This is a genomic window from Arthrobacter sp. KNU40 (assembly GCF_051515115.1).
Lineage (GTDB): Bacteria > Actinomycetota > Actinomycetes > Actinomycetales > Micrococcaceae > Arthrobacter.
This window is the reverse complement of the sequence record NZ_CP195850.1, coordinates 4336021-4351566: the sequence shown is the minus strand read 5'-3', so window position 1 is coordinate 4351566 and position 15546 is coordinate 4336021. Positions and strand designations below refer to the sequence as shown.

The window sequence follows — 15546 nt, the reverse complement described above, 5'->3', positions numbered from 1 at the left end:
CCGTATGGCCTAGCGGCCGTAAGGCGCCTGACCGTAGGGGTTCGCGAACGGCTGGGCTTTCCGGAAGTACGGCGCCGAGGCCGGCAAGTACAGCAGCACGATCGCGGCGATGCCCAGAAGGATGGTGATGGTGCCCATGCCGATCTGGGTCAGGCCCAGCAGGGAAATTGCGGCAAAGACCGTGCCCAGGATGCGGGCCCAGTTCTTCCCCTTGCGGACATTGAATGCAACGAGCGCGTAGAGTCCGGCAAAGATCACCGAGAAAATAACCAGGACGGTGATCAGAATGTTGATAAAGCTGCTGGTGTCTATGCCTGAAGCGCTGGTTCCCTGGGCCGACAGGGCCTGATCCAACATGCTCTTGCCCGCCGGTGAGTTCAGCGTGGCGATTGTGAAAGGAATGCCGATCAAGGTCAGCAAACCTGCGGCAATCATGAGCCAGAAGGAGATGTTGACCAGTTGCGGGACTCCGGACGTCGCAGCGGGCTGCTGGCTCGGCCAGGCGACCGGTCCGCCCTGGCCGTACTGCGGGACGGAAGGCTGGCCGTACTGCGGCTGCTGTGGTGCCTGCTGCCCGTACTGAGGCGCGGAAGGCTGGCCGTAAGAGGGCTGCTGACCCTGCTGCGGAGCCTGCTGCCCGTACTGCGGCACGGAAGGCTGGCCGTACTGGGGAGCTTGCTGGCCGTATTGCGGCTGCTGACCCTGCTGAGGTGACTGCTGGCCGTATTTCGGCTCCTCAGGGGTGGGATTCTCGCCGGGAGTGGACGGCGGGTACGGAGGGGTGCTCATGGCATTCCTTTGCGTGTCGACTGCGGATACGGCTGCCGGGTGCAACGTGCCCTGCCCCCAGCTCGGCTTAATTCCACCGTACCCCGACGGCACAGTGCTGTTGATGATTCACGGGAAGAATTCTCGCCGAACAAGCTGCGGCCGATCCCCCGTGTATGGAGCGAGGACAAACGGAAGGCCGCGGGGTCCTCCCGGGACCGGCCGCGGCCTTCAGCTATGGGCGCTGCGTTGTTGTTATACGAAGTGCTTCCTGGACTCCGGAAGCCACATCAAGACTGCAGCCGCGACGGCTACCGCCGATCCGATGAAGTTGAGGTTAAGGGTAACCACCTGGACCAGAAGGGAAATTACCGCGAACGCTCCGAGGATGGTCAGGACAAGTCGCGCCCAGCGGGAGCCCTCTTTGAGCCGAATGGCAATGAAGATGTAGAGGGCTGCGAACACCAGGCTGAAAATCAGGCCCACAATGCCAGGGCCCACCATCATCTCGCCGAAGAGGCCGCGCATCGTGAAGATGTTCAGGAAGCTGGCAACAATACCCAAGGCGGCAGCCGCGACCCACAACCAGTAGGAGATGGTCAGCTGCTGCGGCACTCCGGTGGTGTCCCGAAAGCGCTGCGCGATGTTGTTGAAGTCGAGTCCAAAAGTGTTCCGCGCCGGGGCCGCGTAGCCGAGTCCTGCCGGCGGGGCGGTGTTCGGACCCGCTGGCATGCCGTAGGCGGGAGCGGGCTGCTGGTATCCGGGAGCGGGCTGCTGGTAGGAGGGGGGCGCTTGGTAAGAAGGAGGTGCTTGGTATCCCTGCGGAGGCTGGTAACCCGCAGGAGGGACATTGCCGGGCTGCGGTGGCTGGGCTCCGGGCTGCTGAGGCTGAGGAGCTTCGTTTGGGTTACTCATGGCATCACTTTAGACCTGAGGTTTAAGGATTCATAGGAAATTCTTGGCTAATTTGCCGCTAAGTATCGGCTTCTCCCCGAACAATAGGCGGGTGACACCGCAAGCAAAAAATGGCGCCTCCGGGGCTGCACACGTGATCGTGTGCGGCCCCGAAGGCGCCATTCAGTCCGAGAATCCGGAGGATCGGGAACCCGCTGGATTAGGCGGCAGGTGCGATGAAAGCCAGTTCGAGGTTGATGACAACCTTGTCGCTGACCAGCACGCCGCCGGCCTCGAGCACTGCGTTCCAGGTCAGGCCGAAGTCCTTGCGGCTGATGGTGGTCTCACCGGAGACGCCTGCGCGGGTGTTGCCGAACGGGTCAACAGCCACGCCGTTGAACTCGGTCTCGATGGTGACCTCTTTGGAGACGCCCTTGATGGTCAGGTCGCCCACGAGGTCGAAGCTGTCGCCGTTGGCCTTGACGTGGCGGGAGACAAAAGTGATTTCCGGGAACTTCTCCACATCGAAGAAGTCCTCACCCTTGACGTGGCCGTCGCGGTTGGCGTCGCCCGAGTCGAAGCTGGCGGTCTGGATGGTTGCTGCGACCTTGGAGTCGCTCAGGCCGCTGCCGAGTTCCAGGGTGGCCTCGGCCTCGGTGAATTGGCCGCGGACCTTGCTGATGCCTGCGTGGCGGACGGTGAAGCCGATCTCGCTGTGGGAGTTGTCGAGGGTCCAGACGCCGGTGGTGACGTTTGCGGGAAGAGTCATGGGGGTTCTCCTTGGGAAGGTGTGATCGTAGCTTCATCGGTCGTTCGGCCGTACTTAGTTGAAGTGTCAACCGAACCTTGTGTCAAGTATAAACATGCAAATGCATCTTTTATTCCACCTTCGGGGAACATTCTGAAGAAACTTTCAGTTCTACGAAACGTAGAAGATTTCAGATCGCCCGCCTTCTTTGAGAAACTGGTAAACATGCCCCAAGCAACTGTCCATCTGCTCCGCCATGGCGAGGTCTACAATCCCGACGGCATTCTGTACGGAAGGCTGCCCGAATTCCACCTCTCCGAACGCGGCCGCGAGATGGCCAAGATGCTCGCGGACCACTTCGCTGCCCGCGTCGCCCAGGGGGCGAACATCGTCTACCTTGTCTCCTCGCCGTTGACCCGCGCACAGGAAACCGCCCTCCCCACTTCCCAGGCGCTGGACCTCCAGATCCACACGGAACCGCGGATCATCGAGGCGGAGAACCATTTCGAAGGGCTCAAGGCCAACATCTCCGAATTCATCAAGCCCAAGCATTGGTTCGAGTACCGCAATCCGCTGCGGCCGTCCTGGGGCGAGTCTTACCAGGACCAGGTTGCCCGTATGCGTGCCGCCGTCGAGGACGCCCGGCTGAAAGCGATCGAACTCGGCGGCAATGGCGCTGAAGCCATCCTCGTCAGCCACCAGCTCCCCATCTACGCCACGCGCCTCAGCGCGGAAGGCCGGCGCCTGTGGCACGATCCGCGCAAGCGCGAGTGCACGCTGACGTCGCTGACTTCCCTGATGTTCGACGACGGGAAGGTCGCGCGGGTGGAGTACAGCGAACCCGCTGCCGTGCTGCTGCCCGGTGCCGCGAAGACGCCGGGAGCATGACAATGAACGGGAACACCACGAGCCGCAGGACCAGCGGCCAGAAGATCAATGCCGCCTTGACGTCACGCCGCAGCTTCCTCGCTGTCGGGGGAGTGACACTCTCTGCACTGACTATGGGCCTGTCCGCCTGTGCCCAGGAAGACGCCCTGGCCCAGCAAGCGAAAGCCGGCGACAACAAGAACTACGTTGCCGGGGATGGCTCGGTGACTGAATTCGCCAAAGCGGACCGCAAGGCCGCCGTGGGGATCAAGGGCACTTTGTTCGACGGAACTGCCGTGACCCCACAGGACCTGCTTGGCAAGGTAACCGTCCTCAACTTCTGGTTCGCCGCGTGTGCGCCGTGCCGGGTTGAAGCGCCGATCCTTGAGGAACTGCACCAGGAGTTCAAGAGCAAAGGTGTCCAGTTCTACGGTGTGAACCTTCGGGACGAGAAGGCCACGGCCGATGCGTTCGACCAGACGTTCAAGCTCACGTACCCCAGCTTCGACGACAAAGACGGCGCCGTGCTGCTGTCTGTCTCCGGTATTGTGCCTCCCGGTGCGGTGCCCACCACGCTCGTGCTGGACAAAGAAGGCAAGGTTGCTGCCCGCGTCCTGGGCGAGATCGAGAAGAGCACTCTCAAGGCACTCATCACCACTGCGGTTGCCGAGTAGGTGGCCCGGACAGCGTGAACAGCCCTTTCGCCGAGACCATCCTGAGCGGTTCCTTGCTTCTGGCCATCCCCGTGGCTTTGCTGGCCGGACTCGTGTCCTTCCTGTCGCCGTGCGTCCTTCCCCTCGTTCCCGGCTACCTTGGCTACGTGACCGGGCTGACCGGCGTCGACCTCCAGAAGCAAAGGCGCGGGCGCATGCTCGCGGGAATCGGCTTGTTCGTCCTCGGATTCTCCTCGATTTTCGTCCTGCTCGGCGGCGCTTTCGGCCAATTGGGGACCCTCATCACAGGCCCGCAGAACGCGTGGATCACCCAATTGCTGGGCATTCTGGTGATCATCATGGGCGTCGTCTTCCTGGGCGGCTTCGGTTGGTTGCAGCGCGACGCCAAAATCCATGCCAAGCCGCCAGCTGGGCTGTGGGGTGCGCCGTTGCTGGGCATCACGTTCGGCCTCGGTTGGGCGCCCTGTATTGGTCCTACCTATTCCGCCGTCCAGTTGCTGAGCCTTTCCGGGGGGTCGTCCGCCGCGAAGGGGGCCCTCCTGGCGTTTGTCTATAGTCTTGGCCTGGGCATTCCCTTCCTTTTGATAGCACTCGCAGTCCGCCGGGGGATGGGTGTGATGTCCTTCTTCCGCCAGCATCGCCTCGCGATCCAGCGGATGGGCGGGGGCATCCTGATCCTGCTGGGAATCCTGATGGCCACGGGAGTGTGGGGTGCCTGGGTTACCGGGCTGCAGTACTGGTTCCAAACCGATGTGAAGTTGCCGATCTGATGAGCGAGCCCGTGCAAGGTAAAAAGAAGTCCAACAAGTCCGCCAGCAAGCCTGAGGCGGCAGACAAGGCGATCGACAAAGCCAAGGCCGAGGCCGCACTGCCGGTCCTGGGGATCGTAGGCATGCTGCGCTGGGCCTGGACCCAGCTGACCAGCATGCGTACTGCGCTTTTCCTGCTGCTGCTCCTGGCCGTCGCGGCGGTTCCCGGCTCGCTGTTCCCGCAGCGTCCGGCGAACCCTTCGATCGTGACGCAGTACATCAGCGACCACCCGGACTACGGCAAGCTCCTGGACTCCGTGCAGCTCTACGACGTGTATTCCTCTGCCTGGTTCTCGGCGATCTACATTCTTCTGTTCATCTCCCTGATCGGCTGTGTCACGCCACGGGCCATCGCCCACTACAAGGCGATGCGCTCCCAGCCGCCGCGGACCCCGAAGCGTCTCTCCCGCCTCCCCGAGTACGGCACGCTTGTGCTGCCTGCCGACGCCGGGATCCCGGCGTCGAAGGCTATCTCGGACGCCGCTGCGGTACTGAAGAAGCGCGGCTACCGCGTGGAGGTTCGCGACGTCGACGCCGCCATGCCTTCATTGGGTGCCGAGCGGGGATTCCTCAAGGAAGTGGGCAACCTTGTGTTCCACGCTTCGCTGATCGGAGTGTTGGTTTCGGTGGCGGTCGGCGGGCTGTTCGGCTATAGCGGCCAGCGCATCCTGGTGGAAGGCGATACCTTCGTGAACACCTTGGTGGGCTATGACCAATTCAGCCCCGGCACCAACTTCCAGAGCAGCTGGCTGCAGCCGTACTCAATCCAGCTGAACAAGTTCGACGTGCAGTTCGACCGGGAATCGCCGGCGCACTTCGGCCAGCCCATCGACTTCACGGCCGACGTCACCACCAAGGACACCCCGGACGCGCCCGCCAAGAAGCAGGTCCTCAAGGTCAACGATCCCGTGACGCTTGGCGATACCAGCATTTACCTGACAGGCAACGGCTATGCTCCTGTGGTCACGGTCCGGGACGGCGCCGGCAACATCGCCATGCAGGGACCTGTCGTGGCCAAGCTGCAAGGTGACAATTACTACTCCTCGGTGGTCATCAAGGTTCCCGATGCCAAGCCCGATCAGCTCGGCTTCGCAGGGTTCTTCCTTCCCACTGCGATGGTGACGGACAAGGGCCTCGCCTACAGCGGCGATCCCTCACTCATCAACCCGCAGTTGAACCTCAACTCGTACTACGGCGACCTCGGCCTGAACAAGGGCACCCCGCAGAACGTTTTCGAGCTCGACGTCGCCAAGCTGACTCCGCTCAACGGCCGCGGCATGGCGGACAAGGCCATCGCGATCGCCCCCGGAGGCACCTACAAGCTTCCTAACGGCAAGGGCAGCATCACCTTTGACGGCGTCAAGAAGTACGTCGGCGTCGACATCCACCACAATCCGGGCCAGGCCACCGCGCTCGTGTTCGCCCTGCTGGCGGTCGCCGGACTGATTCTCTCCCTCTACCTGAACCGCCGCCGCGTCTGGGTCCGCACCGGAACCCACGACGACGGGCGCACAATGGTGGAGTACGGTCTCCTTGCCCGCGGCGAGGACCACAGGCTGGCCGGCGAAGCTGCCGCGATCCGCGAACTGCTGCAACGAGAATGGCTGCTCCACACAGGGCAGTCCACCGACACCGTTTCTTCCTCAACCTCGAAGGACCAGTAATGTTCCCCATCAACGAAACCATGGGCCAGTACAGCGAGCTTTTCATGCTGCTCGCGGCCGGCACCTACACGGTGGCGTTCATCGCTTTCGCGTGGGACCTCGCCAAGAGCAGCAAAATGCTGAAGGCAGTTGACCTGAAGGCGGCCTCTTCGGGGGCAGCCGAGGTCAAGGTTCCGGTGGCTGCCGGCCGTGCCGGCGGAAACGACGTCGGGGGACCTGCCGGCCGGACTGAGCGCCCGACGTCGGCGATCACCTCCGTCAACGAGACCGCCGGCGGTGACATGAAGTACGCCGCCGAGCGCCGCATTCCCGCCCGCGTGGCAGTGGCGGTCGCGATCATCGGCGTCGCAATCCATGGCGCCGGGGTCATCACCCGTGCGATCGGCGCTGGCCGGGTGCCGTGGGGCAACATGTACGAGTTCCTGACCACCGGTGCTTTCCTGGTGGTTGCGGTCTTCCTGCTCTCGTTGATCCGCCGCGACCTGCGCTTCCTGGGCACCTTCGTGCTGGGCCTCGCCGTGATCATGATGGTGGCCGCGTCCGTGACGTACTGGACCCCGGTGGGCCACTTGGTCCCGGCACTGCAGAGCTACTGGCTGGTCATCCACGTCTCCATCGCAGTGATGTCCGCGTCCCTGTTCACCCTGACGTTCGCCATGTCAGCCCTGCAGTTGCTGCAATCGCACCGGCAGAAGACCCTGGCTGCCGGCGGCGTGGACAAACTGGGCTTCATGCGGCTCGTACCGAACGCGTTGAGCCTGGAAAACCTGTCCTACCGCATCAACACTGTGGGATTCGTGGGCTGGACCTTCACCCTCATGTTCGGCGCCATCTGGGCCGAGAAAGCGTGGGGCCGCTTCTGGGGCTGGGACACCAAGGAAGTCTGGACCTTCGTGATCTGGGTGGTCTATGCCGGCTACCTGCACGCGCGCGCCACCCGCGGCTGGACGGGAACCCGTGCGGCCTGGTTGTCGATTGCAGGCTACCTGTGCGTGATCTTCAACTTCACTGTGGTCAACGTGTTCTTCAATGGCCTGCACTCTTACTCGGGGCTTTCGCAGTAGGACTTCTCCGGCGGGGCGCCTTGGCGTCCTGACCCTTTTTGAATTAACGACGACGGCGACACTCCGCACTTGCGGGAGTGTCGCCGTCGTTCGCGTTTCAAAAGAGGTCAGGAAGGGTGGCCTCTCGGGTATCAGCTGGGCCGTCAGCTGTTGACGTCGCCGCTGTCGTCGGCCTTGGATTCGCCCTTGAGCTTGCGTTCCTTGGCTTCGAGGTCGGCCTTGAGCTTCTTCAGCCGTTCGGCTTCGGCCTGGTTGCGACGGCGGACCTCCAGGTTGCGGAGAAAGTCGGGGTCGTCGTCGGGGGCTGTGGGATGGCTCGCCGGCTGCGGGGTAGGCCGGATGTTGTAGGGACGGCCGATAAGGAACCAGAGAACCGCGCCGAGAACCGGCAGCAGGATCATCACCACAATCCATGCGGGTTTGGAAATTCCCCGGGTAGAGCGGCGGTCGGTGCGGATGACGTCCACCAGCCCATAGACGAACACGAGCAGGACGGCCACAACTGCAACAACGCGGAGCATACCGTCAAGTCTAGTCGCCGTCGGGTCCGGTGATAGCTGTGCGATCAGGGTGCAATCAGGCTGTGAGGCTAAACTTGATCCGTGGCTTTCCTCAAATACTCCCTGATCCGCCTTGCGATCTTCGTACCGCTCTTCGTCATCTTCGCCCTCCTGCAGACGGGTTTGTTCCTGGCGGCGATTTTCGCGGGCCTCATCGCGTTCGCCATCAGCTACCTGTTCTTCCAGAAGCAGCGCGACGCCGCCACTGCCGCCATGCGCGAACGTTTCTCCGGGCGGGCCAAGCCCATCCGCTCTGCCTTGGAGATTGAAGACGCCTCGATCGAGGACAGGCTGGTCGATGAAAACCCCGCGGTAAAGGTCGAGAACGACCGCCGCCCCAAGGAATCCTAGAAGCCCAAAGCCCAGATGTGAGCGGGGGTTTGGGAAAACCGGCGCATAAGTGAGCGAGGGTCTGGGGGTAAGGACGCTAGCTCACATATATGGGACTTCCGGCCGACGCCCGCTCACCTTTAGGGCACTTCCGGCCGACGCTCGCTCACATGATGTGAGCGGGGGTTTGGGGAAACCGGGCAATATGTGAGCGAGGGTTAGAAGCCGTGGCTCAGGATGAGGCCCAGTGAGAACAGCACGCTGTAGCCAAGGTTGATCAGTCCTGTCTGCTTGAGTACCGGGATGAGGCTCTTGCGCTTCCTACCGTTGACCATGAGCCAGGCCGGCATGAGGCACGCGGGGATCAGCAGCAGCACGATCAGCATCAAGGGCTTGGTGGGTGCCAGCACCACAACCAACAGGATCGCGACTGCCAGCATCAGGACGTAGCTCTCGCGGGCGTGGCGGTCGCCGAGTCGCACCGCCAGCGTCCGCTTGCCCGCCGCCGTATCCGTGGGGATATCCCGCACGTTGTTGGCCATCAGCAAGGCACACGCAATTAATCCCGTGCCGATGGCGCCGATGACGGCCGGAAGGCTCACTTGACCGGCCTGCGTGTAGGTGGTGCCGAGCGTTGCCACCAGGCCGAAGAAGACAAACACGAACAAGTCGCCAAAGCCCATGTAGCCGTACGGGTTCTTGCCGCCGGTGTACCCCCACGCAGCGAGGACGCAGCCGATTCCCACCAGGATCAGCCACCAGCTCTGCGTGATGAGCACCAGTACCAGGCCGAAAATCATGGCCAGGCCGAACGCGCCGAAGGCAGCCCACTTGACGTGTACCGGGCGTGCTGCACCGGAACCGACCAGCCGGAGCGGACCCACGCGGTCCTCATCGGTGCCACGGATACCGTCAGAGTAATCGTTGGCGTAGTTGACCCCGATCTGAAGGAGCAGCGCCACGAGTGCGGCGAGGATGGCATTCAAGAGCCGGAAAGATTGCAGCTCGTAGGCGGCCGCTGTGCCGATCAGCACCGGTGCGATCGCCGCCGGCAGGGTGCGCAGGCGGGCGCCTTGAATCCATTGTGCAGCTGTTGCCACGTTCAGTACCTCGTGTTGTTTCGCGTTGGGGAAAGGCAAATGACGGTCAGGGAGGACGTGTCTATTCTCCCTGATGCACGTCGGTGAGAAGCTCGATCATCGCCAGCCGGTCCGGCTTGCCATTGGGGAGCATGATGAGGCCATCCGTGGTCAGCACCGTTTTGGGAGCGAGGGTCCCTAGCGATTCCTGGCAGCGTGCCTTGTAGTCCGCGATGCTTTCCGGGGAGCTGTCCTCGACGGCAACGTAGGCTGCCACCGCCTGGCCCCACTCGCGGGAAGGCACCCCGGCCACGAAAGCCGCCGTGACGCCGTCGAACTTTTCAAGCTCCGCCTGGATGAACGCGGCGGAGGCTTTCACGCCGCCGGTGATGATGACGTCGTCGGCGCGCCCCAGCACCGTGAGGGTCCCGTCGTCGGCGAGCTCGCCGAGATCGTTGGTGCGGTACCAGCGGGTGCCGTCCTCCTCGAAGAACGCCTCGGCGTTCGCCTCGGGCGCGTCCAGGTAACCGGAAGCCACAGTGTCGCCGCCGAGGAGGACCCGGCCGTCGTCGTCGAGCATGACCTGGACGCCCTCAAGCGGCCTTCCGTCGTACACGCAACCGCCGCACGTCTCGGCGGAGCCATAGGTGGTCACGACCTTCAGTCCGGCCTCCCTGGCGGCGTCCAGCAGTGGGACGGGTGCAGGCGCGCCGCCTAGGAGGATGCCGTTGAAACGGCGAAGTACTGCGAGGGTCTGCGGCGATGGTGAGTCCAGGAGCCTCTGCAGCTGCGTCGGCACCAAGGAGGTGAAGCGGATCGTGTCGGTCAGCTCTTCGGCGGCGGCGGTGAAGGCCTCCGGAGTGAAGCCGTTCGAAAGGTCCATTACCCACGGACGCGTGCCTGCGAAGAGCGAGCGGACCAGCACCTGGACCCCGGCAACGTATTGCAGCGGCAGGGCCAGGAGCCATTGGCCCTCGCCCCGGAGCGCGATGGCGGTGGCCATGGAAGAAGCGGCGAGCTCATCGACCGTGAGCACCGTGGCCTTGGGTGTGCCGGTGGAACCGGAAGTGCGGACCACTACCGCGGCGTCCTCGAAACCGGGCGTCTCAACGGGGACCGCCACCGGGGTGCCGTCCTCCGGGACGACGATTTCGACGGCGGGGCCCTCATCGTGGAGGGCGGCGGCCAGGGCTTTGAGAACGGGATCGATGTTCACGGGCGAGTCCTAGAAGTAGTACGGAAAGTTGGACCAGTCCGGATCGCGCTTCTCAAGGAAGGCTTCTTTGCCCTCGACTGCTTCGTCCGTCATGTAGGCCAGGCGCGTGGCTTCCCCGGCGAAGACCTGTTGGCCGGCCAGGCCGTCGTCGGCCAGGTTGAAGGCGAACTTGAGCATGCGGATGGCCTGTGGGGATTGGCGCGCGATATCCGCTGCATACTCCAGGGCGACCTCCTCGAGGCGCTCATGGTCCACGGCTTCGTTGACGGCCCCCATGCGGACCATGTCCTCCGCGGAATACTCGCGGGCCAGGAAGAAGATCTCGCGGGCGGCTTTCTGCCCGATCTGGCGGGCGAGCAGCGCCGAGCCGTAACCGGCGTCGAAACTTCCCACGGTGGCGTCGGTCTGCTTGAACTTGCCGTGCTCGCGCGAGGCGATGGTGAGGTCCGAGACAACGTGCAGCGAATGCCCGCCGCCAGCGGCCCAGCCGTTCACGACGGCGATGACCACCTTGGGCATGGTCCGCATGAGCCGCTGGACTTCCAGGATGTGCAGGCGGCCAGCCCGGGCGGGGTCGATGCTCTCCTGCGTCTCGCCGTCGGCGTATCGGTAGCCATCGCGCCCGCGGATCCGCTGGTCCCCGCCGGAACAGAAGGAATGGCCGCCGTCCTTGGGGGAGGGGCCGTTTCCGGTGAGGAGCACTGTGGCGACATCCGGAGTCATCCGTGCGTGGTCCATGGCACGGTAGAGCTCGTCAACAGTGCCGGGCCGGAAGGCGTTGCGGACCTCCGGGCGGTTGAAGGCAATCCGGACCGTTGGAAGGTCCCTCGCCACTTTTCCGTCTGCGTCCCGCTCGACCTGCCTGTGGTACGTCATGTCCTGGAAATCGTCGAAACCGGACACGTTACGCCAGCGCGACGGGTCAAAGACGTCGGATACCTTGGCAGGGAAGTCGTTGCTCACCCTCAGAGTCTAGTAATCCCCTCAGCTGATGCAGAACTCGTTGCCTTCAGGATCCGCCATGGTGTGCCATTCGTGCGGCCCTTGCTTGGCCGTCCACAGGTATTTTGCGCCCCGGGCTTCGAGGGCGGCGCGGACCTCGTCCTTGTCCTGTCCGTTGAGGCGCACGTCCCAGTGAACCCGGTTCTTGACGGTTTTGTCCTCTGGAACGGTCTGGAACAGGAAGCGGCGGCGGGTGTCTTTGTCCTGGTCTTCTGCCGGGCCAATGGCCGCGCCTTCCTTCCACACGAGCTTGCCGTTGTGCGTGGTGGTTTCAGACTCCGTGGCGAAGCCTTGATCCACCATGGACCGGATGAACGCCTCGTCCTGGGGCTCCACGATCCATTCGAGCGTCTCGGCCCACCAATCGGCCAGGACGTGCGGATTCTTGCAGTCGACTACTACCTGAAAGTTCAGTGCCATGGACTGAACCTACGACGACGGCGCGTGGCCGGGGAAGTGCCTGGCGGTCAGTTCCGGTCCGGGTTTCCCAACTAACTCGCATTTGTTGTCGTTTTGACGGCTCAAAACGACAACAAATGCGAGCTAGTTGGGTGGGGCGGGTTGGGGCGAGTTAGGTTGGTTAGCCGCCGAGGAGTTGCGGCGGGATCGCGTAGATCAGCACGACGGCCAACAGGTTCTTGGCGGCGTGAACGAAGTAGGAGAACATCACGTTCTTGCCCGTCCAGACGTAGACGGCCACCAGGACAACGCCCATTCCGAGGTACGGCGCCAGGGCGGGAAGCACCAGGCCCTCACGTCCCACCACGTGGATGGCAGCGAAACAAAGCACTGACAGCACGCAACAAAGCCAAATATTGACGCGACGGGACAGCTTGCCGATCAGGAGGTGCCGGAACAGGTACTCCTCCACGAAGGGACCCAACACCACCAGCAAAGGGACCACGAACCAGGCCGGCAGTTGCAGGACCAGGGACTGCAGGCCCAGTTGGTTCTGCGACTCCCTGGCCGAGCCGGTTACTGTCACCAGAATGGCGGTGATCACCAGCATTGCCACGATGGACAGCGGAATCATCGCAAGCGTGAACCACGGACGGGTCGCCAGGATCAGGAGGTCGCGGGCTACGACGCGCCACGCGGCCGCAACCGCGAACAGGCCCACCGAAGCGTAGAAAGCGAGGTTGATGGCGAAGACGGCGGTTGCGGGGTCGGGGAAGACCTGCTGCATGAAAGTCGTCACCGGGGCCGTGGCGAGGCTCAGAACAGCCGCTAATGACACGTAGAGTCCGAAAGCTGCAGCGTCCAAGCCCGTGAAACGGTATAGCCTGCCGGCTGGCGGAATGGTGCCCATATGTCCAGCGTAACGCCCCGGTTTGTTGCCCGCGTCACGCTCCGCCGAAATCACCGGGTAGGATGGTTTTGCCGGATTTACCTTCGATGCTTCCGCGTTTTCGCTACTGATTCGACTCGCCAACAGGTTGAAAGCTCGAATTGTTGGTGCCAATGCGCATGAAGCCAGGACCGGCATATCCTCAACCCACAAGGAACAGCTGTGCCTCAAAACACCACAACCGACCTTCAGCGTGAGCCGGGAACCCTGGCTGCGCCCAGTACCTCGACAACTTCCGAAAACCTCAGCGCCGAGGGCTACCAGAAGACCCTGAGCCGCCGCCACGTCACGATGATCGCGATGGGCGGCGCGATCGGCGTCGGCCTCTTCATGGGTGCGGGTGGACGCCTGGCCTCAACCGGCCCGGCCCTCATTTTCTCCTACGCCATTGCCGGCGTCATTGCCTACCTGCTGATGCGGGCCCTTGGCGAACTGATCATGTACCGCCAGACCTCCGGCTCCTTTGTCAGCTACGCCGGTGAAATGTTCGGCAAAAAGGGCGCCTTCCTCTCCGGTTGGATGTACTTCATCAACTGGGCCATGACGGGCATCGCCGAACTCATTGCCATCGGCCTGTACTTCCAGTTCTTCTTCCCGAACGTTCCCGTTGAGTTGTCCGCCATCGCCGCGCTGGTGCTGCTGGTGGCCGTGAACCTGTTCAGCGTCAAGGCCTTCGGCGAGTTCGAATTCTGGGCTTCCTGCCTTAAGGTCGCCGCAATCCTGATCTTCCTGGCCGTGGGCACCTTCATGGTGGTCACCAACGCACAGGTCGGCACCGGTCACGCTTCTGTGGGGAACCTCTTCGCAGCCGACGGCGGCATGTTCCCTAAGGGCGGCCTGGTGATGATCCTGGTCCTCAACGCCGTGATCTTCGCTTACAACGCCATCGAACTGGTCGGCATTACCGCTGGCGAGATGCAGAACCCGGAACGCGAAGTGCCCAAGGCGATCCGCGCCGTCGTGATCCGCATTGTTGTTTTCTACGTCGGTTCCGTCATGCTGCTGGCGATGCTGCTGCCTTCGGACCAGTATCACGCGGGAACCTCCCCGTTCGTCACGGTCTTCGGCCAGATGGGCTTGCCGTGGATGGGCGACGTCATGAACATGGTGGTCATCACCGCCGCACTGTCCTCATGCAACTCGGGCCTGTACTCGATCGGCCGCATCTTCCGCACCATGGCCAACAACGGACATGCCCCCAAGTGGCTGACCAAGATGTCCACCCGCCACGTGCCGTACGCGGCCATCCTGGCAATCGGCGCCGTCTACCTCGTGGGCATCCTGCTCAACATCTGGTTGGGCGGTTCGCACGCCTTCGACCTCGCGCTGAACACGGCCTCGATCGGCGTCATCTTCACGTGGGGTTCGATCTTCGCCAGCCAGATCGCGCTGCGCAAGAAGAAGGGCAACGTTTCCAGCCTGCCGATGCCCGGTTCCCCGTGGACCAGCTGGGTTGGCCTGGTCGCCCTCTTGGCCATCACCGTGCTGATCGGCATGGACACCATGACGGACAAGGCCACGGGCGAAGTGTTCCTCCTGGGCCTCTGGACCCTGGCCACCATTCCGTTCTTCGCCTTGGTGCTGTGGCTGGGATGGCAGAAGGTCAAGAACAACGAGCCGAAGAGCGAACTGTTTAGCTAGCCTTCAGTAGCCCGACGACGGCGGGCGTCTCCTCTCAAGGGGGCGCCCGCCGGCTCCCAACCGCCCGCCATCCGTTGCTCCGTAACTGCCGTTTTGAGCGCTCAGAACGGCAGTTGCGGAGCAATCGATTTAACCGGCTCAGTCCCTCAGATGCTTCGCGAAGTGGTCCTCGATCCGCCGCCAGGCTTCAGGGGCCGCAGCCGGATCGGGTTTGATGCCCATCACCCGCATCAACGGCCGCAGGGGCCGGGGCCCCACCGGAACGTCGTTCATGAAGGCGTGGCCCGCCGTCGGGAATTCCTTGACGTCGTGCTCGATCCCGAGGTTCGTCAGGGCGGCCTCCAACTTCGCGGCCGCTCCCGGCATCGTCCGGTCCTTGCCTCCGTAGTTGGCCACCACCGGGCATGCCCCCTCCAAAGCCTGCTCCAGATGCCGCGGCAACTGGCCGTAGTTCACGGAGGCGGCGTTGAAGTCGTCGTGGGCCGCTAACAGGGCGAATGCTCCGCCCATGCAGAAACCGATGACCCCCACTATTCCGGTGCACCGGGCATCATTGCGGAGCCAGGTCCGCGCAGTGGACACATCCGTGAATGCCCGGCCCGTGCCCGACATCAGGGAGCGCATGGTCGCCACGAGGCAGCGCCTCGCGCCGCCGTCGCTGTAGAGGTCGACGGCGAGCGTCAAGTAACCGGCCGAGGCGAGCCGGTCTGCGTGCCGCCGCATCACGTCGTCGAGCCCAAAGGCCTCATGGATGAGTACGACGCCGGGAAACGGCCCTTCGCCGTCGGGCTCGGCAAGGTACCCCTTCAGGCTCCGCGAGCCTCCTGCCGCCATGCTGTCCGCGCTCAAGTCGATGTGCACCATGGGTGCAATCCTGCCAGA

At 63.3% G+C, this 15546-nt stretch carries 17 protein-coding genes; 7 read left to right on the top strand and 10 right to left on the bottom strand.

All coding sequences use genetic code 11. The features are described 5' to 3' along the window. Positions 1 to 9: 9 nt before the first annotated feature. The 3 genes from ACSKT0_RS20240 to ACSKT0_RS20230 form a co-directional block, all read right to left on the bottom strand. Positions 10 to 789, bottom strand: a complete 780-nt coding sequence (locus ACSKT0_RS20240; RefSeq protein ID WP_437771322.1) for a hypothetical protein — start codon at positions 787 to 789, stop codon at positions 10 to 12. A 234-nt stretch (positions 790 to 1023) separates the two neighbouring features. Continuing rightward, positions 1024 to 1683, bottom strand: a complete 660-nt coding sequence (locus tag ACSKT0_RS20235; protein WP_437771321.1) for a hypothetical protein — start codon at positions 1681 to 1683, stop codon at positions 1024 to 1026. A gap of 199 nt (positions 1684 to 1882) precedes the next feature. Continuing rightward, the gene (locus ACSKT0_RS20230; protein ID WP_284983374.1) at positions 1883 to 2431 is read right to left on the bottom strand and encodes a YceI family protein; all 549 of its coding nucleotides are present in this window, start codon (positions 2429 to 2431) and stop codon (positions 1883 to 1885) included. A 204-nt stretch (positions 2432 to 2635) separates the two neighbouring features. On the opposite strand from ACSKT0_RS20230, the gene ACSKT0_RS20225 reads away from it, so the two are divergent. The 5 genes from ACSKT0_RS20225 to ccsB are packed head-to-tail and all read left to right on the top strand — an operon-like array spanning position 2636 to position 7488. Continuing rightward, a complete protein-coding gene (locus ACSKT0_RS20225; protein ID WP_437771320.1) occupies positions 2636 to 3298 on the top strand; it encodes a histidine phosphatase family protein in 663 nt (220 codons plus the stop codon). Positions 3299 to 3300: 2 nt separating this feature from the next. Continuing rightward, positions 3301 to 3951: a TlpA family protein disulfide reductase gene (locus tag ACSKT0_RS20220; protein ID WP_437771319.1), complete on the top strand. Its 651-nt coding sequence runs from the start codon at positions 3301 to 3303 to the stop codon at positions 3949 to 3951. Between the two features lie 14 nt (positions 3952 to 3965). Next, positions 3966 to 4721 (top strand): cytochrome c biogenesis CcdA family protein, encoded by a 756-nt coding sequence (locus ACSKT0_RS20215; protein WP_345448993.1) that lies wholly within the window; start codon positions 3966 to 3968, stop codon positions 4719 to 4721. After that, complete coding sequence (resB, locus tag ACSKT0_RS20210) at positions 4721 to 6424, top strand: cytochrome c biogenesis protein ResB (protein ID WP_437771318.1); 1704 nt, start codon at positions 4721 to 4723, stop codon at positions 6422 to 6424. Before ACSKT0_RS20215 ends, resB begins: the two co-directional genes overlap by 1 nt. After that, positions 6424 to 7488 carry a c-type cytochrome biogenesis protein CcsB gene (ccsB, locus tag ACSKT0_RS20205; protein ID WP_437771317.1) on the top strand — a complete coding sequence of 355 codons (1065 nt, stop codon included), beginning with the start codon at positions 6424 to 6426 and terminating at the stop codon, positions 7486 to 7488. The genes resB and ccsB overlap by 1 nt, the downstream gene beginning before the upstream one ends. A gap of 143 nt (positions 7489 to 7631) precedes the next feature. Here ccsB and ACSKT0_RS20200 read toward each other — a convergent pair whose 3' ends face one another. Further along, complete coding sequence (locus tag ACSKT0_RS20200) at positions 7632 to 8009, bottom strand: PLD nuclease N-terminal domain-containing protein (RefSeq protein WP_437771316.1); 378 nt, start codon at positions 8007 to 8009, stop codon at positions 7632 to 7634. Between the two features lie 81 nt (positions 8010 to 8090). Here ACSKT0_RS20200 and ACSKT0_RS20195 point away from each other — a divergent pair, with 81 nt between their 5' ends. Then, entirely contained in the window at positions 8091 to 8399 is a 309-nt protein-coding gene (locus ACSKT0_RS20195) for a DUF4229 domain-containing protein (protein WP_437771315.1), read from the top strand. A gap of 197 nt (positions 8400 to 8596) precedes the next feature. On the opposite strand, the gene ACSKT0_RS20190 is transcribed toward ACSKT0_RS20195, so the two are convergent. From ACSKT0_RS20190 to ACSKT0_RS20170, 5 genes are all read right to left on the bottom strand, one after another. Further along, a complete protein-coding gene (locus tag ACSKT0_RS20190) occupies positions 8597 to 9478 on the bottom strand; it encodes a 1,4-dihydroxy-2-naphthoate polyprenyltransferase (RefSeq protein ID WP_437771314.1) in 882 nt (293 codons plus the stop codon). Positions 9479 to 9539: 61 nt separating this feature from the next. After that, positions 9540 to 10673 carry an AMP-binding protein gene (locus ACSKT0_RS20185; protein ID WP_437771313.1) on the bottom strand — a complete coding sequence of 378 codons (1134 nt, stop codon included), beginning with the start codon at positions 10671 to 10673 and terminating at the stop codon, positions 9540 to 9542. 9 nt (positions 10674 to 10682) lie between these two features. Further along, positions 10683 to 11636 (bottom strand): 1,4-dihydroxy-2-naphthoyl-CoA synthase, encoded by a 954-nt coding sequence (locus tag ACSKT0_RS20180; RefSeq protein ID WP_437771312.1) that lies wholly within the window; start codon positions 11634 to 11636, stop codon positions 10683 to 10685. A 21-nt stretch (positions 11637 to 11657) separates the two neighbouring features. Then, positions 11658 to 12095, bottom strand: a complete 438-nt coding sequence (locus ACSKT0_RS20175; protein ID WP_437771311.1) for a VOC family protein — start codon at positions 12093 to 12095, stop codon at positions 11658 to 11660. A 160-nt stretch (positions 12096 to 12255) separates the two neighbouring features. After that, the gene (locus ACSKT0_RS20170; protein WP_437771310.1) at positions 12256 to 12984 is read right to left on the bottom strand and encodes a CPBP family intramembrane glutamic endopeptidase; all 729 of its coding nucleotides are present in this window, start codon (positions 12982 to 12984) and stop codon (positions 12256 to 12258) included. Positions 12985 to 13185: 201 nt separating this feature from the next. Here ACSKT0_RS20170 and ACSKT0_RS20165 point away from each other — a divergent pair, with 201 nt between their 5' ends. Further along, entirely contained in the window at positions 13186 to 14664 is a 1479-nt protein-coding gene (locus ACSKT0_RS20165) for an amino acid permease (RefSeq protein ID WP_345448984.1), read from the top strand. Positions 14665 to 14802: 138 nt separating this feature from the next. Here the strand turns inward: ACSKT0_RS20165 and ACSKT0_RS20160 are convergent, their stop codons facing one another. Continuing rightward, entirely contained in the window at positions 14803 to 15528 is a 726-nt protein-coding gene (locus ACSKT0_RS20160; protein WP_437771309.1) for a dienelactone hydrolase family protein, read from the bottom strand. Positions 15529 to 15546 lie beyond the last annotated feature (18 nt).